The 22,052-nt window shown below is 60.1% G+C and carries 17 protein-coding genes and 1 tRNA gene; 17 read left to right on the top strand and 1 reads right to left on the bottom strand.

Features of this window, described 5'->3' with window-relative positions; all coding sequences use genetic code 11:
* The first annotated feature begins 37 nt into the window (after positions 1-37).
* From AACS24_RS01070 to nuoN, 17 genes are all read left to right on the top strand, one after another.
* Complete coding sequence (locus AACS24_RS01070) at positions 38-655, top strand: TPM domain-containing protein (RefSeq protein ID WP_033114531.1); 618 nt, start codon at positions 38-40, stop codon at positions 653-655.
* Positions 656-800: 145 nt separating this feature from the next.
* Positions 801-888 (top strand) — tRNA-Ser (locus AACS24_RS01065).
* Positions 889-1,118: 230 nt separating this feature from the next.
* Positions 1,119-1,877: a flagellar motor protein gene (locus AACS24_RS01060; protein WP_108572090.1), complete on the top strand. Its 759-nt coding sequence runs from the start codon at positions 1,119-1,121 to the stop codon at positions 1,875-1,877.
* Positions 1,852-2,730 carry a flagellar motor protein MotB gene (locus tag AACS24_RS01055; protein WP_181364275.1) on the top strand — a complete coding sequence of 293 codons (879 nt, stop codon included), beginning with the start codon at positions 1,852-1,854 and terminating at the stop codon, positions 2,728-2,730. Before AACS24_RS01060 ends, AACS24_RS01055 begins: the two co-directional genes overlap by 26 nt.
* A 363-nt stretch (positions 2,731-3,093) precedes the next feature.
* Positions 3,094-3,498, top strand: coding sequence for an NADH-quinone oxidoreductase subunit A (locus AACS24_RS01050; RefSeq protein WP_033114528.1), 405 nt, complete (start codon positions 3,094-3,096; stop codon positions 3,496-3,498).
* A gap of 29 nt (positions 3,499-3,527) precedes the next feature.
* Positions 3,528-4,202, top strand: a complete 675-nt coding sequence (locus AACS24_RS01045; protein ID WP_033114527.1) for a NuoB/complex I 20 kDa subunit family protein — start codon at positions 3,528-3,530, stop codon at positions 4,200-4,202.
* A 2-nt stretch (positions 4,203-4,204) separates the two neighbouring features.
* Complete coding sequence (gene nuoC / locus AACS24_RS01040) at positions 4,205-6,010, top strand: NADH-quinone oxidoreductase subunit C/D (protein WP_104014536.1); 1,806 nt, start codon at positions 4,205-4,207, stop codon at positions 6,008-6,010.
* A 90-nt stretch (positions 6,011-6,100) separates the two neighbouring features.
* Positions 6,101-6,643: an NADH-quinone oxidoreductase subunit NuoE gene (gene nuoE / locus AACS24_RS01035; RefSeq protein WP_108572089.1), complete on the top strand. Its 543-nt coding sequence runs from the start codon at positions 6,101-6,103 to the stop codon at positions 6,641-6,643.
* On the top strand, positions 6,640-8,025 hold the full coding sequence (nuoF, locus tag AACS24_RS01030) for an NADH-quinone oxidoreductase subunit NuoF (protein WP_108572088.1): 1,386 nt from the start codon (positions 6,640-6,642) through the stop codon (positions 8,023-8,025). Before nuoE ends, nuoF begins: the two co-directional genes overlap by 4 nt.
* A 56-nt stretch (positions 8,026-8,081) precedes the next feature.
* The gene (gene nuoG, locus AACS24_RS01025) at positions 8,082-10,805 is read left to right on the top strand and encodes an NADH-quinone oxidoreductase subunit NuoG (RefSeq protein WP_108572087.1); all 2,724 of its coding nucleotides are present in this window, start codon (positions 8,082-8,084) and stop codon (positions 10,803-10,805) included.
* Positions 10,802-11,770, top strand: coding sequence for an NADH-quinone oxidoreductase subunit NuoH (gene nuoH, locus AACS24_RS01020; RefSeq protein WP_033114522.1), 969 nt, complete (start codon positions 10,802-10,804; stop codon positions 11,768-11,770). The genes nuoG and nuoH overlap by 4 nt, the downstream gene beginning before the upstream one ends.
* Positions 11,771-11,778: 8 nt before the next feature.
* Positions 11,779-12,321 (top strand): NADH-quinone oxidoreductase subunit NuoI, encoded by a 543-nt coding sequence (nuoI, locus tag AACS24_RS01015; RefSeq protein ID WP_033114521.1) that lies wholly within the window; start codon positions 11,779-11,781, stop codon positions 12,319-12,321.
* A gap of 10 nt (positions 12,322-12,331) precedes the next feature.
* Positions 12,332-12,883: an NADH-quinone oxidoreductase subunit J gene (gene nuoJ, locus AACS24_RS01010; protein ID WP_033114520.1), complete on the top strand. Its 552-nt coding sequence runs from the start codon at positions 12,332-12,334 to the stop codon at positions 12,881-12,883.
* Positions 12,880-13,188, top strand: a complete 309-nt coding sequence (gene nuoK / locus AACS24_RS01005) for an NADH-quinone oxidoreductase subunit NuoK (RefSeq protein WP_033114519.1) — start codon at positions 12,880-12,882, stop codon at positions 13,186-13,188. Before nuoJ ends, nuoK begins: the two co-directional genes overlap by 4 nt.
* Positions 13,185-15,032 (top strand): NADH-quinone oxidoreductase subunit L, encoded by a 1,848-nt coding sequence (nuoL, locus tag AACS24_RS01000; protein WP_108572086.1) that lies wholly within the window; start codon positions 13,185-13,187, stop codon positions 15,030-15,032. The genes nuoK and nuoL overlap by 4 nt, the downstream gene beginning before the upstream one ends.
* 99 nt (positions 15,033-15,131) lie before the next feature.
* Entirely contained in the window at positions 15,132-16,676 is a 1,545-nt protein-coding gene (nuoM, locus tag AACS24_RS00995) for an NADH-quinone oxidoreductase subunit M (protein WP_033114517.1), read from the top strand.
* Entirely contained in the window at positions 16,673-18,136 is a 1,464-nt protein-coding gene (nuoN, locus tag AACS24_RS00990; protein WP_108572085.1) for an NADH-quinone oxidoreductase subunit NuoN, read from the top strand. The genes nuoM and nuoN overlap by 4 nt, the downstream gene beginning before the upstream one ends.
* A gap of 224 nt (positions 18,137-18,360) precedes the next feature.
* Here the strand turns inward: nuoN and purL are convergent.
* The coding region (gene purL, locus AACS24_RS00985; protein ID WP_108572084.1) for a phosphoribosylformylglycinamidine synthase at positions 18,361-22,052 on the bottom strand (3,692 nt) is incomplete at its 5' end.

Here is a 22,052-nt window from a genome sequence, read left to right as displayed (position 1 = left end):
CTCTGGTGGTTGGTAACAGGGATTAAGAGACGACAACATGATTTCCAAACAGTTTTATCACACGCTTCAGGCCAGGGTCAGACAAGCCGAACAGGCCACGGACGCCGAACTGGTGACCGTGCTGGCCCCGGCCAGCGATGGATATCGCTATATTCCCACCCTCTGGGCCGCTCTGTTGGCCATGCTGACCCCGCTGCTGGTATTCCAGCTCGGCTTCTGGCTCGGCTGGTACGAGATCCTGCTGGTGCAGTGGTCGGTCTGGCTGCTGCTGAGCCTGCTGTTCCACTGGACCCCTATCAAGATGCGGCTGATCCCGAAACAGGTGCGCCAGCACAGGGCTGCCCTGATGGCTCGTCTGCAATTTGTCGAGCAGGGGCTGCACCGCACCCGCGATCGTCTGGGAGTGCTCATTTTTGTCTCGGCCGCCGAGCACTATGTCGAGATCCTGGTGGATGACGGCATTGCCCAGCATATCGACAACAGTCAGTGGCAGGAGATCATCAACGACTTCGTGATGCGGGTGCGCAACAACGAGATCGAGCAAGGTTTTCTGGAGTGTGTGGAGCGCACCAGCGACATTCTGACCGATGCCTTCCCTGCAACTCGTGACCAGAACGAGTTGCCGGACAGCCTGATCATCCTCGACAAGCCCTGAATCGGATTAAAAAAACGGCTTTCTGTTCAAGGGTTAGGCACTCGAGAAAGATTATGAAAAATAAGGGGAAAAATGGTTGACCCGCCCAGCCATTTCCCCTAAATTACGCCCCGTTCCAGCGCAACAGCGCAGCGAACGAAAATTTGGTGAGGTGTCCGAGTGGCTGAAGGAGCACGCCTGGAAAGTGTGTATACGGCAACGTATCGAGGGTTCGAATCCCTCCCTCACCGCCAAATTTAGAAGAGCCGACCTCAGGGTCGGCTTTTTGCTTTTCTACTGCTTGCCTGCTCTATCTTCCCTATTATTTATCCTGTACTGCCTGCTTTTTAAGCGCCCTCGATATCCATGTCGCGCAGACTTGACCAAAGCTCTAATTTATTGCTCGCAGATTGGATATCATTTTGAAAAACTGATACTTAAATAGCTAAACTAGCCATTATCAACATTCAGGGACGTAGAAAAAATGAGCTTGATAGGCCTTGTCTTTGCACTGATCTGCATTCTTGGCGGAAATATCATAGAAGGCGGCCATCCCAGTGCGCTGCTCGATCTGCCCGCCTTTCTTATCGTAATCGGCGGCACCATCGGCGCCGCACTGACCCAGTTCCCCTTCTCAGTTATCGGCAAAACCGCCAAACGTTTCAAGTGGCTGCTGGCCCCGCTCAAGCTGGACATGCTGGAGCAAGCACAGTTGCTGGAGACCTTGGCTGGTAACGCCCGGCGCAGCGGTATGCTGGCGCTTGAGGGGATGATTGAAGAGATTAAGGATCCCTTTTTGAAAAAAGGGGTACAGATGATGGTCGATGGCTACGAGAAGACCAAGATCCACGAGGTGCTGGAAAACGAGATCGAATTTGAACAGGAAGATCTCGAGCAAACCGTCAAATTCTATGAAGCCATGGGGGGCTACTGCCCGACCATGGGGATCGTGGGTGCGGTATTCGGCCTCATCCACGCGATGGGCTTGCTGGATGCTCCGGACAAACTCGGCGGTGCCATCGCGGTAGCCTTTATCGCAACCATCTACGGGGTTGCAGCCGCCAACCTCATCTTTTTGCCATTTGGCAACCGTTACAAGGCGTTTGCTCACCAGATCCGCCACTACAAGGAGATGACCCTTACCGGTATTCTCTGCATCGTGGATGGCGAGTCTCAAGCCAGACTACAAGTAACCCTCGAACCGTATCTGGGAGGTCATGGTGGCCAAAAAGAAAAAGGCTGAAGCGCCAGAGAACCACGAACGTTGGCTGGTCTCCTATGCCGACTTCATGACCCTGCTGTTCGCCCTGTTCGTGGTGCTCTACTCCTTTGCGATGGCCAAACAGTCCGAGACCCGGGTGCTGATCCAGGGCTTTATCGAGTCGCTGGGTAAAATTGGTTTGGTCTCTCCTCCCGCTGGTTCACCTGTCATGCAGGGGGGGACAGGCATCCTCGAGCCGGAATCCAAGACCACACCGAGCAGCCCGGAGAAAGAGACGGTGCTGGAGAAGGATGCTCCGATGTCAGCTTCGGATCCGTTCAACGAGACCATAGGCGCCTCGGAGAAGCCGAGTGCCACCGAATCCTGGCCACACAAGACCAAGGAACAGGAGTGGGTTCAGGTCACCAAGAAGAAGCTTGAGCAGCAACTCAAGGCTCAAATTGAATCCAAGGATCTGGAAGTCGAGCAGCTTGGCAGTCAGCTGGTGATCCGCATCGGCGAGAAGGCGCTCTTCCCGGCCGATTCGGCATTTCTGCAGCCCCAGTTTGTACCGCTGGTCAACAAGATATCGGGCATTCTTGCCGATATTCCGGGGGCCATAGTAGTCACTGGTCACACCGATGATTCACAGGCTCCGGTAGAGCTCTACCGCAACAACTGGGAACTCTCGGTGCTGCGCGCCTCCGCTATAGTACAGACACTGCTTGGCAATCCCAAACTGGATGCCAAGCGGGTTATCGCCCAGGGCGTAGCTGATACCCAGCCACGCTATGCCAATGACACCGCCGATCATCGGCAGGCCAACCGCCGGGTCGAGATCACCCTCTCTCAAGGCAAAGCCGCCGAACAGGCTCTTCCCCTGCTCAAACCCTGAGCGATAACACCCTCCGCATAAAACCACCGCCCTGACTTCACACAGGGCGGCGGGTTACCCCTTTCAGAAAGCGCATACATATAGCCACTTATTTGAAATGGCTATTCCAGACAGAAATGCAGCCGATTGTCGCTGGATAATAATCAACCTTCGGAAGCTCAAATTTCAGACATGTCATCTGATCTGACCAGTGTCAATTACATACATTTTTCTCAATAAAATTGAGCTCCGTAACAAAATTTAATTTCCACTTAACCGATTAATAATTAATCCATAAAAATGACATGTAAATCAGTACTAAAGTGTCATAATGCGTGACATCATTGTTACACCGCATGATTAATTCGGTTAGGGAAAACCTCTATGTTTGCTGATATTGCTGTTCAACATTGGGCTTTTGCCATCTACGTCATTGCAGCTATTTGCCTCTGCCTGGGGATGATCGGCCTTGCTGCCGTGCTGGGTGGTCGTGCTCATGGCCGCACCAAAAACAAACCCTTCGAATCAGGCGTTGACTCGGTTGGCAGTGCCCGGCTGCGTTTCTCCGCCAAGTTCTATCTGGTCGCCATGTTCTTCGTCATCTTCGATGTCGAGGCGCTCTATCTCTTTGCCTGGTCCGTTTCCGTTCGTGAAAGCGGCTGGGTCGGTTTCATTGAAGCCACCATTTTCATCGGTCTGCTGTTGATCGGTCTGGTCTACCTCTGGCGCATCGGTGCGCTGGAGTGGTCGCCGCGCAAACCGCAGCTGAACAACAAAAACAGTGACTGAATCACAGACCCTTTCCTTGAGGTTGCACCATGAAGTACACCCTTACCCGGATAGACCCGGACGCACCGGTTGAACGCTATCCCCAGGAGCAGAGCCAAACCGTCGATGACCCTCTGATGCAGCAAGCCGAGCGCGGCATCCTGATGGGACGGGTCGAGGAGGTGTTGCAAAATGCCGTCAACTGGGGTCGCAAGAACTCTCTGTGGCCCTATAACTTCGGTATATCCTGCTGCTACGTGGAGATGTGTACCGCCTTCACCTCCCCCCACGATGTGGCCCGCTTCGGTGCCGAAGTTATCCGCGCCTCTCCCCGTCAGGCCGATTTCATGGTGATCGCAGGTACTCCCTTCATCAAGATGGCGCCAGTCATCCAGCGTCTCTATGAGCAGTTGCTCGAGCCCAAATGGGTGATCTCCATGGGAGCCTGTGCCAACTCGGGTGGTATGTACGACATCTACTCAGTGGTTCAGGGCGTCGACAAGTTCCTGCCGGTCGATGTTTACATTCCGGGTTGCCCGCCCCGTCCCGAGGCGTTCCTGCAGGCACTGATGCTGTTGCAAGACTCTATCGGCAAGGAGCGTCGCCCCCTCTCCTGGGTGGTTGGCGATCAGGGGATCTATCGTCCCGAGATGCCGGCCGAGAAGGACCGCAAGCGCGGCGAGCGGATCGATGTGACCAACCTGCGCACGCCGGATGAGATCTGACCATGAAACTGACTCGCGATTTTCCCAGCAATTATGCAATGGCCCAGTGGCAACCCACCGATCATAAGGATGCCAAGGTCATTGGCGAACTGTTCGCCCATTTTGGGGCACAGCATTTCACCGTGCAGACTACCCGTACCGGCGTGCCTGTCGTCTGGCTTGCCCGGGAGCTGCTGCTCGATGTAATGAGCTTTCTGCGCAAGGTGCCCTCCCCGTTCGTGATGCTCTTCGATCTGAGTGCGACTGACGAACGGCTTCGTACCCATCGCGAAGGTCTGCCGCAAAGCGACTTCACCGTTTTCTATCACCTCATCTCCATCGACCGTAACGCCGATGTAATGCTGAAGGTGCCGCTTGCCGAAAGCGATCTGCACCTGCCGACCGTCACCGGCCACTTCCCCAATGCCAACTGGTATGAACGGGAAGTGTGGGATCTGCTGGGTATCACCTTCGATGGTCATCCCCACCTGACCCGTATCATGATGCCCAAGAGCTGGCAGGGACATCCGCTGCGCAAGGATTATCCCGCGCGCGCCACCGAATTTGATCCCTTTATGCTCGATGCTGCCAAGCAGGACATGGAGCAGGAGAACCTGCTGTTCAAACCGGAGGAGTGGGGTCTGGCACGTGGTAACGAGAACGAGGACTACATGTTCCTGAACCTCGGCCCCAACCACCCCTCGGCTCACGGCGCCTTCCGTCTGGTACTGCAACTCGATGGCGAGGAGATCCGCAACTGTGTGCCCGATATCGGCTACCACCATCGCGGTGCCGAGAAGATGGGCGAGCGCCAGTCCTGGCACAGCTACATCCCCTATACCGACCGGGTCGAGTATCTGGGCGGGGTGATGAACAACCTCCCCTACGTGCTCGCGGTCGAGAAGCTGGCCGGTATCAAGGTGCCACAGCGGGTCGACATGATCCGGGTGATGATGGCGGAGTTGTTCCGCATCCAGAGTCACCTGTTGTTCCTCGGTACCTATATTCAGGACGTGGGGGCCATGACCCCGGTCTTCTTCACCTTTACCGACCGCCAGAAGATCTACACCATCATCGAGGCGATCACCGGCGCCCGTATGCATCCGGCCTGGTTCCGCATCGGCGGTGTTGCCCACGACCTGCCCAACGGATGGCAACGTCTGATCCAGGACAACCTGCTGAGCTGGCTGCCCAAGCGACTGATGGATTACGAGAAAGCCGCGATGCGCAACAGCATTCTGCGTGGCCGTACTATCGGTGTCTCCGCCTACACCACCGAACAGGCACTGGCCTGGGGCACTACGGGTGCGGGCTTGCGCGCCACTGGCCTCAACTTCGACGTGCGCAAGTGGCGTCCCTACTCCGGTTACGATCAGTTCGACTTCGAAGTACCGGTCGGCAGCAACGGCGATGCCTATGATCGCGCCACCGTTCGCATCGAGGAGATCCGCCAAAGCCTCTCCATCATCGAACAGTGCATGAAAAACATGCCGGAGGGCCCGTTCAAGGCGGATCACCCGCTGACCACTCCGCCGCCCAAAGAGCGCACGCTGCAGCACATCGAGACCCTGATCAACCACTTCCTGCAAGTGTCTTGGGGCCCGGTCATGCCGGCAGCCGAGTCGTTCCAGATGATTGAGGCGACCAAGGGTGTCAACAGTTACTACCTGACCAGCGATGGCTCAACCATGAGCTACCGGACCCGGATCCGCACCCCGAGCTTTGCTCACCTGCAACAGATCCCCTCGGTGATCAAGGGCAGCATGGTGTCGGATCTCATCGTCTATCTGGGCAGTATCGATTTCGTTATGTCGGATGTGGACCGTTAACTCATCACGGGTTGCCCGCCGAGGCGAGTGACCCGCAATGACGAGACAACAGGACTCGCAGTAAAAGGACAAGCCACAAAAGGTCAAGTCATGAGCCAGCAATGTCAGTGTCACAATAATCAGACCCCGCAGGGGCAAGGGGCTTGCAGCAGCAAACGGGACGACTTTGTCCTGAGTCAGGCTGAACGCGACGCCATCGAACATGAGAAACACCATTACGAAGATCCCCGTGCTGCCAGCATTGAAGCGCTCAAGATCGTGCAGCAGGCCAGAGGCTGGGTACCCGACGGCGCTATTCACGCCATCGCTACCGAGTTGGGTATTCCCGCCAGCGATGTCGAGGGTGTCGCCACCTTCTATAGCCAGATTTTCCGCCAGCCGGTGGGGCGCCACATCATCCGCGTCTGCGACAGCATGGTCTGCTACATCAATGGCCATGAAGAGCTGATGGCCGGTCTCAAGGAGGTGATGAACCTCGGCCCCGGCCAGACCACAGCCGATGGCCGCTTCACCCTTCTGCCGGTCTGCTGCCTAGGCAACTGCGACAAGGGGCCGGCCATCATGATCGATGACGACACCTATGGCGGGCTCGACCCCGTTACCTTGCTGAAAACCCTGGAGGCTTACCCATGAGCCTGCAACAGAGCAAGATCCTCACCTCATTTGGCACCGCCAACCGCACCCCGCGTGCGGCCGAGACCCATCCGCTCACCTGGCGGCTGCGTGACGACGGCCAGCCGGTATGGCTGGAGGAGTATCAGGCCAAGCAGGGTTATGAAGCGGTGCGCAAAGCGCTCGGCCAGATGAGTCCGGACGAGATCGTCAGCACCGTCAAGGATGCCGGTCTCAAGGGGCGTGGCGGCGCGGGCTTCCCCACTGGCGTGAAGTGGGGGCTGATGCCCAAAGACGAGAGCATGAACATCCGCTACCTGCTCTGCAACGCCGATGAGATGGAGCCCAACACCTGGAAAGACCGGCTGCTGATGGAGCAACTGCCCCACCTGCTGATCGAAGGGATGATCATCTCGGCCCGGGCGCTGAAAGCCTATCGCGGTTATATCTTCCTGCGCGGTGAATATGTCGATGCCGCCATCAATCTGCGCCGTGCAGTGGAGGAGGCAAAAGCCGCCGGTTTGCTTGGCAAGAACATTCTGGGCTCGGGTTTTGACTTCGAGCTGTTTGTTCACACTGGCGCCGGTCGCTATATCTGTGGCGAAGAGACTGCCCTTATCAACTCGCTGGAAGGGCGCCGTGCCAACCCGCGCGCCAAGCCACCCTTCCCCGCTGTTTCCGGTGTCTGGGGCAAGCCCACCTGCGTCAACAACGTCGAGACCCTCTGCAACGTGCCTGCCATTATCGGCAACGGGGTGGCCTGGTATCAGGGGCTGGCGCTGCCGGGCTCCGAAGACCACGGAACCAAGCTGATGGGCTTCTCCGGCAAGGTAAACAACCCCGGGGTGTGGGAGCTGCCATTTGGAATCACCGCCCGCGAGCTGTTTGAACACTACGCCGGCGGCATGAAGAGCGGCTATCGCCTGAAAGCCTGGCAACCGGGCGGTGCGGGAACCGGTTTCTTGCTGCCAGAGCACCTTGATGCCCAGATGTATACCGCCGGCATCGGCAAGGTAGGCACCCGGATGGGGACCGGCCTCGCCATGGCGGTGGATGACAGCATCAGCATGGTCTCCCTGCTGCGCAACATGGAGGAGTTCTTCGCCCGCGAGTCGTGTGGCTGGTGTACTCCCTGTCGCGATGGCCTGCCCTGGAGCGTCAAGCTGCTGCGCGCGCTTGAAAGGGGCGAGGGGCAATCAGGCGATCTGGCTACGCTGGAGCAGCTCTGCAATTTCCTGGGCCCGGGTAAAACCTTCTGTGCCCATGCTCCGGGCGCCGTCGAACCGCTTGCCAGCGCGATCAAATATTTCCGCTCCGAATTCGAAGCGGGGATCAAGGGTAGCGGCGATAACCGCAAGCCGGTCAAAGGGATCCAGCCCAATCTCTTGGGTGAACGCTGGTAAACGCCAAGCGCATCAGACAATAGCCGAATTCACAAAACAGGTTTCAGGGAAGTTGTATGGCGACCATTCATGTAGACGGTAAAGAGTTCGAGGTAGACGGGGCAGATAACCTGCTGCAAGCCTGTCTGTCCCTCGGTCTGGACGTCCCCTATTTTTGCTGGCACCCGGCGCTTGGTAGTGTCGGAGCCTGCCGCCAGTGCGCGGTCAAACAGTATCAGAATGCCGATGACAAGCGTGGCCGTCTGGTGATGTCCTGCATGACACCGGCCACCGATGGCACCTATATCGCTATCGAAGATGAAGAGGCCAAGGAGTTTCGCAAGAGCGTGGTGGAGTGGCTGATGACCAACCACCCCCACGACTGTCCGGTGTGTGAAGAGGGTGGCGCCTGCCACCTGCAGGATATGACGGTGATGACCGGCCACAACAGCCGTCGCTACCGCTTCACCAAACGCACCCACCAGAATCAGGATCTCGGCCCCTTCATCAGTCACGAGATGAACCGCTGCATCGCCTGCTACCGCTGCGTCCGTTATTACAAGGATTATGCCGGTGGCGAGGATCTCGGCGTCTACGGTGCCCACGACAACGTCTACTTCGGACGGGTCGAGGATGGCACTCTGGAGAGCGAATTCTCCGGCAACCTGGTGGAAGTCTGCCCCACCGGTGTTTTCACCGACAAGACTCACTCCGAGCGTTACAACCGCAAATGGGACATGCAGTTTGCCCCGAGTATCTGCCAGCAGTGCTCCGTGGGCTGCAACATCAGCCCGGGCGAGCGTTATGGCGAGCTGCGCCGCATCGAAAACCGCTTCCACGGCAGCCTCAACCACTACTTCCTCTGCGACCGCGGCCGCTTTGGCTATGGCTATGTCAACCTGGCCGATCGCCCGCGTCAGCCGCTGCTGCGTGAAGGTAACGACAAGCTGGCCATCACGGTAGATGGCGCCCTCAACCGCGCTGCCGATGCCCTGCGCACCGCCAGCGGCGTCATCGGTATCGGTTCGCCCCGCGCGTCGCTGGAGAGCAACTTCGCTCTGCGCGAACTGGTGGGTGAAGACAACTTCTATTGCGGCATGGAGCAGGCCGAGTGGGAATGCCAGCAGAAGATCCTGCAAATTTTGCAGCATGGCGGCGTATCTACCCCCAGCCTGCGCGACATGGAAGAGGCCGATGCCATTCTGGTACTCGGCGAAGATGTCACCATGAGCGCGGCTCGAATTGCGCTGGCCCTGCGTCAAGCAGTCAAGGGCAAGGCTCGCGAGCTGGCTCGCAAAATGAAGGTCGACCTGTGGCAGGTTGCCGCGGTGCAGACTCTGGGCCAAAACGAGCGCTACCCGCTGCTCATCACCAGTCTTGACAACACCCGTCTCGATGACGTGGCGGCTGACAAGCTGCACGCTCCTTACGCCGATCAGGCGCGCCTTGGCTTTGCCATCGCCAACCTGCTCGACAATGCGGCGCCGGCTATCACAGACCTCTCTGCCGAACAGCAGGCTCAGGCTGCACGCTGGGCCGAACTGCTTGGCAATGCCAAAAAACCGCTCATCATCGCCGGCTCCAGCGCGCGTAGCGTGGCGCTGGTTGAAGCAGCCAGCAACATTGCTCGCGCCCTGAAAGGACGTGGTCTGGAAGCCAGCATCGCGCTGGTTGCCCAGGAGGCCAACTCGCTGGGTCTAGCCATGCTGGGTGGCAAGCCGCTTGAGGCAGCTTTCGAGCGCATCGAAGCGCAAGAGAAGCTGGCGCTGGTGACGCTGGAGAACGATCTTTATCGCCGCGCACCGCGCAACCGTGTGGATACAGCGCTGGCACGACTGCAGCACCTGCTGGTCATCGATCATCAAGATACCCAGACTGCGCAAAAGGCAGACCTGATCCTGCCAGCCGCCAGCTTTGCCGAAGCCGATGGCACCCTGGTGAACATGGAAGGTCGCGCCCAGCGCTTCTTCCAGGTCTATGCCCCAGCCTTCTACAACGCCGATATTCAGGTGCGTGAAGGGTGGCGCTGGCTGGCGGCGCTGCAAGGCGCTCTTGAGCACAAATCTCTGCGCTGGCAGAACTTCGACCAGATCAACCATGACTGCGCCACCAGCAATCCGCTGCTGGCCACCATGCTCGAAGCTGCCCCCAACGCAGGCTTGCGGATCCGCGGCATGCGTCTGGCTCGTGAACCGCACCGCTACAGTGGCCGCACCTCCATGCTGGCCAACCAGAACGTCAGCGAGCCGCGGGTGGCTCAGGATCCCGATTCCCCCTTCAACTTCTCCATGGAAGGGTATGCCGGGGCCCGTCAGCCGCTGCCGCAAGTACCGTTCGCCTGGGCGCCGGGCTGGAACTCCCCTTCCGCCTGGAACAAGTTCCAGGATGAGGTGGGTGGCAAACTGCGCGCCGGTGATCCCGGTCGTCGCCTGCTGGAAGCAAGCGAGGATACCCTTGGCTGGTTTGCCTCCATTCCCTCCCCCTTCAAGGCAGAGGATGCCCTGCAGGTAGTCAACTATGTCCAGCTGTTTGGTGGCGAGGAGCTCTCTGCCCGCAGCCCGGTCATCCAGACCCGGATGAACGAGCCCGAGCTGGTACTGAATCCGGCCGATGCGCAGCGTCTGGCCCTGTGTGCCGGCAATCAGGTCTCCTTCTCCTGGGGTGGCAGCCACTGGCAACTGCGTTTGCGTCTGAGCGCGCAGCTGGCAGCCGGTCTGGTAGGTTTGCCCCTTGGCGTCAACGGTCTGCCAACTGCGCTGCAGCAGGCATATATCAATAACCTGCAGGAGGTCATCGCATGAGCGACTCGCTGATTGATCTGTTGCTGGAGGTCGGCAAGGCACTGCTCGTGCTGGTGGGGATCGTGGGGGCTGGCGCCTTCATGAGCTTCATCGAACGCCGCCTGCTGGCGCTGTGGCAGGATCGCTACGGCCCCAACCGGGTTGGCCCGTTCGGCCTGCTGCAACTGGCGGCCGACATGGTCAAGATGTTCTTCAAGGAGGACTGGATCCCGCCGTTCGCCGATCGCCGGATCTTTATCCTGGCCCCCATCATCGCCTTCACCGCCTTTATTCTGGCGTTTGCGGTGGTGCCGATCAGCCCGACCTGGGGCGTGGCGGATCTCAACGTGGGTCTGCTTTACATCCTGGCCATCGCGGGGCTGGCGGTCTATGCGGTGCTGTTCGCCGGCTGGTCGAGCAACAACAAATACTCCCTGCTAGGTAGTCTGCGCGCCTCGGCCCAGACCCTCTCCTACGAGGTGTTCCTCGGCCTCTCCCTGATGGGGGTGGTGATCCAGACCGGCAGCTTCAACCTGCGCGACATCGTCGAGGCTCAGGCTGGTCTGTGGAACGTGGTCCCGCAGATCCTTGGCTTTGTCACCTTCCTGTTTGCCGGCGTTGCCGTCACCCACCGCCACCCGTTTGACCAGCCGGAGGCCGAGCAGGAGCTCGCCGATGGCTATCACATCGAGTATGCGGGGATGAAATGGGGTCTCTTCTTCGTGGGCGAGTATATCGGCATCGTGCTGATCTCCTCGCTCATAGTGACCCTCTTCTTTGGTGGCTGGCATGGTCCCTGGTTGCCCCCCTTCATCTGGTTTGCTCTGAAGACCGCCTGCTTCATGGTGTTCTTCATTCTGCTGCGGGCCTCCCTGCCTCGCCCGCGCTTTGACCAGGTGATGGCGTTTGGCTGGAAAGTCTGCTTGCCGCTGACCCTGCTCAATATGCTGGTCACCGCGGCAGTAGTGCTGATGAATGTGCAGTGAGGCACGAGATGAAAATTTTTAGCATTATCCAGGGTGTTGGCACCCAGTTACGCAGTCTGGCGATGGTCTTCTCCCATGCCTGGCGGCCTCGTGAAACCCTGAACTACCCGGAAGAGGCGGTCTATGTGCCGCCCCGCTACCGCGGCCGTATCGTGCTGACTCGCGATCCGGACGGTGACGAGCGCTGCGTAGCGTGCAACCTCTGCGCGGTCGCCTGCCCGGTCGGCTGTATCTCGCTGCAGAAATCCGAGCGAGAAGATGGTCGCTGGTACCCGGAATTCTTTCGCATCAACTTTTCCCGCTGCATCTTCTGTGGTCTGTGCGAAGAGGCTTGCCCCACCACCGCTATCCAGCTGACGCCGGATTTCGAAATGGGTGAGTATCGCCGCCAGGATCTGGTGTACGAGAAGGAAGATCTGCTGATCAGCGGGCCAGGCAAATACCCGGACTACAACTTCTATCGCATGAGCGGGATGGCCATCGACGGCAAGCCGAAAGGGGAAGCCGAAAACGAAGCCAAACCCATCGATGTCAAGAGCCTGCTGCCCTGAGGAGTCAATCATGGAACTGGCATTTTATGCCTCGGCCCTGGTGGCCATTTACAGCACGCTGCGGGTGATCAGCACCAGCAATCCCATGCATGCGCTGCTCAATCTCATCATCTCCCTCATCGCCGTGGCCATGATCTTCTTCTGCCTGGGTGCCGCCTTTGCCGGCGCCCTGCAGGTGATCGTCTACGCGGGTGCCATCATGGTGCTGTTCGTGTTTGTGGTGATGATGCTGAACTTGGGTTCAGCACAGGCGCAGGAGAAGAACTGGCTCACCCCCATGACCTGGGTGGGGCCAGCCCTGCTCTCGCTGATCCTGCTGGGCTTCCTGGCCCACGGCATCCTCGGGGTGACCGGCGGCCTGCTCGGGGTGACCGACGTCACCGCCAAACAGGTGGGTGTCGAACTCTTTGGCCCCTATGTACTGGCGGTGGAGCTTGCCTCCATCCTGCTGCTGGCGGGTCTGGTGACCGCCTACCATCTGGGCCGGGAAGACAAGAGCGGCGAAGTGCTCTCCGTCCCCCGCAATCAATCACGTCCGTCACATGAAGGAGGTCAGCAATGAATGGAATCCCCATGGAGCACGGCCTCCTGCTGGCCGCGGTGCTCTTCTGCATCGGGTTATGCGGCCTGCTGATCCGCCGCAACCTGCTCTACATCCTGATGAGCATCGAAATCATGATGAATGCCTCGGCACTGGCATTTGTGGTGGCGGGTAGCCGCTGGGCTCAGGCCGATGGCCAGATCATGTACATACTGGTGATTTCTCTGGCAGCAGCGGAGGCCAGTATCGGCCTTGCCCTGTTACTGCTGCTCTATCGTCGTTACCACACCCTTAACGTGGACACTGTGAGCGAGATGCACGGATGAGCCTCTTATATCTGACTTTTCTATTTCCGCTGCTGGGGTGGCTGGTATTGGCCTTCTCCCTCGGCCGTCTGGGGGAGCGCACCTCGGCGCTGATCGGGGTGGGTTCCATTGGTCTCTCGGCGCTTACCACGCTCTGGGTCGGCATGGACTTTCTGGCCAACCCGCCCGAGGGTGGCGTCTATATCCAGCACCTGTGGCAGTGGATGGCGGTAGGCCACTTCACCCCCACCTTCAGCCTGGCGCTGGATGGCCTGTCGCTGACCATGTTGGGTGTAGTGACCGGGGTGGGCTTCTTCATCCACCTGTTCGCCTCCTGGTACATGCGCGGTGAAGAGGGCTACTCCCGCTTCTTCACCTACACCAACCTCTTTATCGCCAGCATGCTGTTTCTGGTACTGGCCGATGACCTGCTGTTTGTCTACCTCGGCTGGGAAGGGGTGGGGCTGTGCAGCTACCTGCTGATCGGCTTCTACTACAAGGATCGCAACAATGGCGCGGCGGCCCTCAAGGCCTTCATCGTGACCCGTGTGGGTGACGTGTTCCTCGCCATCGGCCTGTTTATCCTTTATCGCGAACTGGGCACTCTCAATATTCACGAGCTGCTGGTTCGTGCGCCGACCATGTTTGCCGAGGGCTCCCCTGCCCTGTCACTCGCCTGCCTGATGCTCTTGGGTGGTGCGGTCGGTAAATCGGCCCAGTTGCCGCTGCAAACCTGGCTGGCGGATGCGATGGCAGGCCCCACACCGGTCTCTGCGCTGATCCACGCTGCCACCATGGTGACCGCCGGTGTCTACCTGATTGCCCGTACCCATGGCCTGTTCCTGCTCGCCCCGGAGATCCTCCATCTGGTCGGGCTGGTAGGTGCCATCACCTTGGTGCTGGCAGGCTTTGCGGCCTTGGTGCAAACCGACATCAAGCGGATCCTTGCCTACTCCACCATGAGCCAGATTGGCTACATGTTCCTGGCTCTCGGTGTCGGCGCATGGGAAGGGGCCATCTTCCACCTGATGACCCACGCCTTCTTCAAGGCGCTGCTGTTCCTCTCCGCTGGTGCCGTTATCGTCGCGACACACCACGAGCAGAACATCTTCAAGATGGGCGGCCTGCGCAAGAGCCTGCCGCTGGTCTATGCCTGCTTCCTGGTGGGTGGTTCGGCGCTGGCCGCGCTGCCGCTGGTCACCTCCGGTTTCTATAGTAAGGACGCCATTCTGTGGCAAGTAGAAGCCTCTGGCCAAAGCGCTCTGCTGTGGGCTGGTCTGGTAGGGGCATTCCTGACCTCCCTCTATACCTTCCGGCTGATCTTTATCGCCTTCCATGGCAAAGAGCAGACCAAAGCCCACGCCGGTCACGGTCTGGCTCACCATCTGCCGCTACTGGTACTGCTGGTGCTCTCCACCGGCATCGGGGCACTGATCACCCCGCCACTGGCAGGTGTGCTACCCGCAGGCCCGGGTGATCATATCGAAGAGGGTCGCCATGCGCTGGAGATAGCCTCCGGCATCATTGCCATCGCAGGCATTGCGCTGGCCGCCTTCCTGTTCCTCGGTGAGCGCCGACTGGCCACCTCGATTGCCAACAGTGCGCCGGGCCGTCTGCTCAGCACCCTCTGGTTCAACGCCTGGGGCTTTGACTGGCTCTACGACCAGCTGTGGGTCAAGCCCTATCTGCTGGCTACCCGTCTGGTCGGGCAGGATCCGCTGGACTGGATGATGGGCCTGCCCGCCTGGTTTGCCCTGCGTGGCAACCAGTTGCTGGCCTGGACGGTCACCGGCAAGTTGCGCTGGTATGCCGCTTCCATGGGGATCGGTGCAGCACTGGTGCTGGCACTGCTGCTACTGGGGTAAACGCGATGAACAACACGAAAATCGTACAGCCGGGCTGTTTGCCGACCTTGATGGAACAGGGCGTGCAATCTCATATGAACTTGAACGAGAGCTGATACCGTGACCTTACTCTGGATCTTGTTAATTCCTTTTATCGGCGGCTTGCTCTGCTGGCAGATGGAGCGTCTCGGCGGGCAGTTTGTCCGCTGGGTTGCCCTCCTCTCCATGAGCGCCAGCCTGCTGCTCTCCTGTGCCATCTGGCTAAGTGGTGACTTCTCTCTTGCCACCACCGGCCTCGATAGCGCGGGCGTCACTGGTGCCGCTTCCCCATGGGCTGCCGAATGGCGTCTGCCCTGGATCCCCCGCTTCGGCATCTCCCTGCATCTGGCAGTGGATGGTTTGTCACTGCTGATGGTCATCCTCACCTGCTTTATCGGGGTGCTGGCCATCCTCTGTTCGTGGAAAGAGATCGTGCAACGCATCGGCTTCTTCCACCTCAACCTGCTCTGGATCCTGGGCGGTGTACTCGGTGTCTTTATGGCGCTGGACCTGTTCCTCTTCTTCTTCTTCTGGGAGATGATGCTGGTTCCCATGTACTTCCTGATTGCGCTCTGGGGCCACTCGGTCACTGACGGCAAATCACGGATCAACGCGGCGACCAAGTTCTTCATCTACACCCAGGTGAGCGGCCTGATCATGCTGGTGGCCATCATCGGGCTGGTGCTGACCCACCAGCATGCAACCGGTGTTTTCACTTTCAACTATCTGGATCTGCTCAATACCCCGATGAGCAAGGGCGTTCAGTGGCTGCTGATGCTGGGCTTCTTCATCGCCTTCGCGGTCAAGATGCCGCTGGTACCGCTGCACGGCTGGCTGCCGGATGCCCATAGTCAGGCACCGACTGCGGGTTCTGTGGATCTGGCCGGTATTCTGCTGAAAACCGCCGCCTACGGTCTGCTGCGCTTTGCCCTGCCGCTGTTCCCGGAAGCGTCTGCCGAGTTTGCCCCCTACGCCATGGTGCTGGGCCTGATCGGTATCATCTATGGCGCCATCGTGGCCTTTGCCCAGACCGACATCAAACGGCTGGTGGCCTACACCAGCATCTCCCACATGGGTTTTGTGATGATCGCTATCTACTCGGGTAGCGAAGTGGCCCTGCAGGGCGCTGTAGTACAGATGATTGCCCACGGTCTCTCCGCCGCCGGCCTCTTCATCCTCTGCGGTCAGCTCTATGAGCGTCTGCATACCCGCGATCTGCGCCAGATGGGTGGTCTGTGGGGACGCCTGCGCTATCTGCCGGGCGTGATGCTCTTCTTCTCGGTCGCCTCTCTGGGCATGCCGGGTACCGGCAACTTCGTCGGTGAGTTCCTGATCCTGATCGGCAGCTTCCAGGTCGCCCCGGTGATCACTGCAGTCGCCACCTTCGGTCTGGTACTGGCCTCGGTCTACTCCCTTATCATGCTGCAGCGCGCCTGCTTTGGCCCGGCCAAGGACGAGAGCATCCTGAAAGGACTGGATCGCCGCGAACTGACAATGATGATGGTGATTGCGGGTCTGCTGGTTCTGCTGGGCCTCTATCCCCAACCCGTGATTGATACCGCCAGCAGCAGCCTCATCAACGTGCTGCACTGGTATCTGCTGCCAACTGCTGGAGCTCTGCAATGACTTTCTCCGCTTCCCAACTGCTGGCACTGCTTCCACTGCTGCTGACCACCGGGGCCATGGCGGCCCTGATGCTGGCCATCGCGTGGCGCCGCTGTGTCACTACCGCCTTTACCGTCACCATCATTGGTCTCAACCTGGCGCTCTTCTCCTTGCCCATCGTCATGACACAGGGGGATCAGGGCGTTACCCCGCTACTGCAAGTCGATGGCTATGCCGTCTTCTACATGGGATTGGTGCTGATTGGTGCGCTGGCAACCTGCACCTTCGGCCAATCGTGGCTAAAAGCCTACCCGGATAACCGGGAAGAGTTCTTCCTGCTGCTGCTGATCGCCACTGCCGGTGGTCTGGTGCTGGCCTGCTCCCGCCACCTCGCCTCCCTCTTTATCGGGATCGAGATGCTGACCCTGCCGATGTTCGGTCTGGTTGGGTACGCCTACCGCGAGCGCCACTCGCTGGAAGCCGCGGTGAAGTACATGGTGCTCTCTGCCGCCGCCACCGCATTCCTGCTGTTTGGCATGGCGCTGCTCTATGCCCAGGCTGGCAGCCTGAGCTTTGATGCCCTCGGGGTGACCATGGCCCAGAGCCCGGCTCACCATCCGCTGCTGATGGGTGGCCTCGGTCTGATGCTGGTCGGTTTTGCCTTCAAGCTCTCCCTGGCCCCCTTCCATCTCTGGACACCGGATGTCTATGAAGGTGCACCGGCACCGGTCGCCACCTTCCTTGCAACCGTCAGCAAGGTCGCCGTGTTTGCCGTACTGCTGCGCTTCTATCTGGCCGTACCGGCTGCAGCCGATCCCATGATCCACTGGTTGCTGGCCGCCATGGCGTTCATCTCCATCCTTATCGGCAACCTGCTGGCACTGGTGCAAAGCAACATCAAGCGGATGCTGGGCTACTCCTCCATCTCCCACTTTGGTTATCTGCTGGCGGTGATCGTGGCGAGCCGTATCGGCCAGATGCCTGTTGAAGCGGCCGGGGTCTACCTGCTGATGTATCTCTTCACCAGCCTGGGCGCCTTTGGCGTCGTCAGCATGATGTCGAGCCCCTATCGCGGCAAGGATGCGGACTCTCTGCACAGCTATCGCGGCCTGTTCTGGAAGCGTCCCTACCTGACCGCCGTACTGACCGTGATGATGCTCTCTCTGGCAGGTATCCCGATGACGCTCGGCTTCATCGGCAAGTTCTACATCATCGGTGTGACTGTCGAAGCGCAGCTCTGGTGGCTCTCCGCCGCCATCATCCTGGGCAGTGCGCTGGGGCTCTACTACTACCTCCGAGTGATGGTGACCCTCTATCTGCGCGAACCGGGCATGCAGCAGCGTGATGCCAGCGCCAACTGGGCTCTCTCCTCAGGTGGCGTGGTCGTGCTGCTCTCCGCCGCTCTGGTGGTATTGCTCGGCCTCTACCCACAACCCGTCATCTCACTGGTACAGGGTTTCCAGAACGTCGTTCTGCAATAATCCCCTTCTCTAAATCAAAACCGGCAGCCTTGGCTGCCGGTTTTTTTATCCTCATCTTTCCCCTCCCCCTGAACCCATTTGCAGTACTTGAATCTATTCGTGTCACCTATCGATGTCCCTACAGTGAAACCATTGACTGACTTTCACACCTTTGTTGCCAAAGCCGCTGCGTTGACAATAAAAAAACCGGCCACAGGGGCCGGTTTGTTGTTTGCGATGCGAACTTAACCCAGACGAACCCGGGCGTTGCGGAACATCCGCATCCAGGCACCATCCTCGCCCCAATTGTCCGGGTGCCAGGAGTTGGCCACTGTACGGAACACCCGCTCCGGGTGTGGCATCATGATGGTGGCGCGGCCATCTTGCGTGGTCACCGCGGTGATGCCATCCGGCGAGCCGTTCGGGTTGGCCGGGTACTGCTCGGTTACGCTGCCGCGGTTGTCGACAAAGCGCAGCCCTACCAGACCGCTCTGCTGCAGTGCGCTCAGGTGAGCGGCATCGCGCACCTCGACACGCCCTTCCCCGTGGGAGACGGCAATAGGCATCACGGAGCCTGCCATGCCAGCGAAGAAGGCCGACGGGGACTCCTGTACCTGCACCAGACTGAAGCGGGCCTCGAAGCGCTCGGAGCGGTTGCGCACGAAGCGCGGCCACAGATCGGCACCCGGGATCAGCTCGCGCAGGTTGGACATCATCTGGCAACCGTTGCACACGCCCAGCGACAAGGTATCGCCACGCTCGAAGAAGCGCTGGAACTGCTCGCGGGCACCGTCGTTGAACAGGATGGACTTGGCCCAGCCTTCGCCCGCCCCCAGCACGTCGCCGTAGGAGAAGCCGCCACAAGCCACCAGGGTCTGGAACTCCTCCAGCTTGATGCGGCCGGAGAGGATGTCGCTCATATGGACGTCTACCGCCGCAAAGCCGGCACGGTCAAACGCCGCCGCCATCTCGACGTGGGAGTTGACCCCCTGCTCGCGCAGCACCGCCAGACGGGGGGAGACCCCACGGGCAATGTAAGGTGCGGCCACATCTTCGGCCGGGTTGAAGCTGAGCTTGGCCTGCAGGCCCGGATCGGTGGCGTCCTGACGGGCAGCATGCTCCTGATCCGCGCACTCGGGGTTGTCGCGCAGGCGCTGCATCTGCCAGCTGGTCTCGCCCCAGATGGTACGCAGGGCGGTGCGGCTGGCGCGATAGACCTCCTGACCGGCCCGCTGCAAGGTGATGAGATCCCCCTCGCGCACCGAACCGAGCACGTGGGAGCAGGCCGCCAGACCGTGACCGGCCAGCAGGGTCATCACCGCCTCTTTATCTTCACGGCGCACCTGAATGACGGCGCCCAGCTCTTCGTTGAACAGGGCTGGCAGCAGCTCGCCACCGATGCGATCGAGCTGGATGTCGAGACCGCAGTGACCGGCAAACGCCATCTCGGTCAGGGTGACGAACAGGCCGCCGTCGGAGCGGTCGTGATAGGCGATCAGTTTGCGATCGGCAACCAGCGCCTGAATCGCGTTGAAGAAGCCCTTGAGCTGGACCGGATTGTCGAGATCCGGCGCCTTGTCACCCAGCTGGCGATAAACCTGTGCCAGCGCCGAGGCGCCGAGGCGCTGTTTACCGTTGCCAAGGTCAATCAGGATAAGGTCGGTTTCACCGAGATCGGTACGCAGTTGCGGCGTGACGGTGTTGCGCACATCCTCAACCCGGGCAAAGGCGGAGATGAGCAGGGAGAGCGGCGAGGTGACGCTGTGCTCCTTGCCATCCTGCTGCCAGCGGGTCTTCATCGACATGGAGTCCTTGCCCACCGGGATAGTGATGCCAAGGGCCGGGCAGAGCTCCTCGCCTACTGCTTTGACCGCCTCATAGAGGCCGGCATCTTCCCCCGGGTGACCGGCGGCGGCCATCCAGTTGGCGGAGAGCTTGACTCGCTTCAGAGATCCGATGTGAGCCGGCGCCAGGTTGGTGAGTGCTTCCGCCACCGCCATACGGGCAGAGGCGGCGTGGGAGAGCAGCGCCACCGGGGTGCGCTCGCCCATGGACATGGCTTCGCCGTGGTAGCTGTCGTAGGTAGCGGCGGTGACGGCGCAATCAGCAACCGGGATCTGCCAGGGGCCGACCATCTGGTCGCGGTTGACCAGACCGGTCACGCTGCGATCACCGATGGTGATAAGGAAGGATTTCTCCGCCACGGTCGGCAGACGCAGCACCCGCTCGGCAGCCTCGCCCAGAGTGATGCCATCGAGTTGGAGCGCTTTGCCTTGTGCCGGCAGGGTCACCACGTCGCGGTGCATCTTGGGGGTCTTGCCCAGCAGCACGTCCAGCGGCAGATCGATAGGGTGGTTGTCAAAATGCTGATCGGAGAGCGTCAGGTGCTTCTCTTCGGTGGCAGTACCGATGACGGCATAGGGCGCGCGCTCGCGCTCGCACAGCGCCTTGAACAACGGCAGCTTCTCCTTGGCCACCGCCAGCACGTAACGCTCTTGAGATTCGTTGCACCAGATCTCAAGCGGGCTCATGCCCGGCTCGTCGTTCGGGATAGCGCGCAAGTCGAAGCGACCGCCGCGATCGCCGTCGCTCACCAGCTCCGGCATGGCGTTGGAGAGACCGCCCGCCCCCACGTCGTGGATGAAGACGATGGGGTTGTCATCCCCCAGTTGCCAGCAGCGGTCGATCACCTCCTGACAACGGCGCTCCATCTCGGGGTTGTCACGCTGCACCGAGGCAAAGTCGAGATCCTCGGCCGACTGGCCGGAGGCCATGGAGGAAGCCGCGCCGCCGCCCAGACCGATGTTCATCGCCGGGCCGCCCAGCACGATGAGGGCCGCCCCGACCGGGATCTCCCCTTTCTGGACATGCTCGGTGCGGATATTGCCGATACCGCCCGCCAGCATGATAGGTTTGTGGTAGCCACGCACCTCGACGCCGTTGTGGCTCGGCACCTCCTCTTCGAAGGTACGGAAGTAACCGAGAATGGCCGGACGGCCGAACTCGTTGTTGAACGCAGCGCCACCGAGCGGCCCCTCCTGCATGATATCGAAGGCGCTGACGATGCGGCTCGGCTTGCCGAAATCCTGCTCCCAGGGCTGCTCAAAGCCGGGGATACGCAGGTTGGAGACGGAGAAGCCCACCAGACCCGCCTTGGGCTTGGCACCGCGACCGGTGGCACCCTCGTCGCGGATTTCGCCGCCGGAGCCGGTGGCCGCCCCCGGGAACGGGGAGATGGCGGTCGGGTGGTTGTGGGTCTCCACCTTCATCAGGATGTCGACCTGCTCCTGGTGATACTGGTACTCGCCGCTGGCCGGGCTCGGGAAGAAGCGGCCACCCTGGCTCCCTTCCATCACCGCAGCGTTGTCTTTATAAGCAGACAGGACATGATCCGGCGTCTGCTCGAAGGTGTTCTTGATCATCTTGAACAGCGACTTGGGCTGCTGCTCACCGTCGATGGTCCAGTCGGCGTTGAAGATCTTGTGGCGACAGTGCTCGGAGTTTGCCTGGGCAAACATATAGAGCTCGATGTCGTTGGGGTTGCGGCCCAACCGGGTGAAATTCTCCACCAGATAGTCGATCTCGTCGTCGGCCAGCGCCAGACCGAGCGCCACGTTGGCCTCGGCCAGCGCGGCGCGACCACCGCCCAGCACATCCACCTGGGTGAAAGGACGCGGCTCATGGTGAGCAAACAGGGCGCTCGCCGCTTCCATGTCGGCAAACACTGTCTCCATCATGCGATCGTGCAGCACGGCCGCCACATCGGCACGCTGGGCGGCGCTCAGCTCACCCTTGGCCTGCACGTAATAGGCAATACCGCGCTCCAGCCGCTTGACCTTGTTCAGGCCGCAGTTGTGGGCGATGTCGGTTGCTTTGGAAGACCAGGGGGAGATAGTGCCGGGGCGGGGGGTAACGAGAAACAGCTGACCGCTGGGGG

This window comes from Aeromonas sp. HMWF016, from assembly GCF_963878195.1.
Lineage (GTDB): Bacteria > Pseudomonadota > Gammaproteobacteria > Enterobacterales > Aeromonadaceae > Aeromonas > Aeromonas lacus.
This window is presented reverse-complemented; position numbering and strand designations above follow the sequence as displayed.

Bases quoted from the DNA above. Each gene is read 5' to 3' on its own strand.
- nuoN (WP_108572085.1), top strand. From the start codon at position 16,673: ATGACTTTCTCCGCTTCCCAACTGCTGGCACTGCTTCCACTGCTGCTG.
- AACS24_RS01070 (WP_033114531.1), top strand. From the start codon at position 38: ATGATTTCCAAACAGTTTTATCACACGCTTCAGGCCAGGGTCAGACAA.
- AACS24_RS01060 (WP_108572090.1), top strand. From the start codon at position 1,119: ATGAGCTTGATAGGCCTTGTCTTTGCACTGATCTGCATTCTTGGCGGA.
- nuoE (WP_108572089.1), top strand. From the start codon at position 6,101: ATGAGCCAGCAATGTCAGTGTCACAATAATCAGACCCCGCAGGGGCAA.
- nuoK (WP_033114519.1), top strand. From the start codon at position 12,880: ATGAATGGAATCCCCATGGAGCACGGCCTCCTGCTGGCCGCGGTGCTC.
- nuoC (WP_104014536.1), top strand. From the start codon at position 4,205: ATGAAACTGACTCGCGATTTTCCCAGCAATTATGCAATGGCCCAGTGG.
- AACS24_RS01045 (WP_033114527.1), top strand. From the start codon at position 3,528: ATGAAGTACACCCTTACCCGGATAGACCCGGACGCACCGGTTGAACGC.
- nuoL (WP_108572086.1), top strand. From the start codon at position 13,185: ATGAGCCTCTTATATCTGACTTTTCTATTTCCGCTGCTGGGGTGGCTG.
- nuoG (WP_108572087.1), top strand. From the start codon at position 8,082: ATGGCGACCATTCATGTAGACGGTAAAGAGTTCGAGGTAGACGGGGCA.
- AACS24_RS01055 (WP_181364275.1), top strand. From the start codon at position 1,852: ATGGTGGCCAAAAAGAAAAAGGCTGAAGCGCCAGAGAACCACGAACGT.
- AACS24_RS01050 (WP_033114528.1), top strand. From the start codon at position 3,094: ATGTTTGCTGATATTGCTGTTCAACATTGGGCTTTTGCCATCTACGTC.
- nuoI (WP_033114521.1), top strand. From the start codon at position 11,779: ATGAAAATTTTTAGCATTATCCAGGGTGTTGGCACCCAGTTACGCAGT.
- nuoH (WP_033114522.1), top strand. From the start codon at position 10,802: ATGAGCGACTCGCTGATTGATCTGTTGCTGGAGGTCGGCAAGGCACTG.
- nuoF (WP_108572088.1), top strand. From the start codon at position 6,640: ATGAGCCTGCAACAGAGCAAGATCCTCACCTCATTTGGCACCGCCAAC.
- nuoJ (WP_033114520.1), top strand. From the start codon at position 12,332: ATGGAACTGGCATTTTATGCCTCGGCCCTGGTGGCCATTTACAGCACG.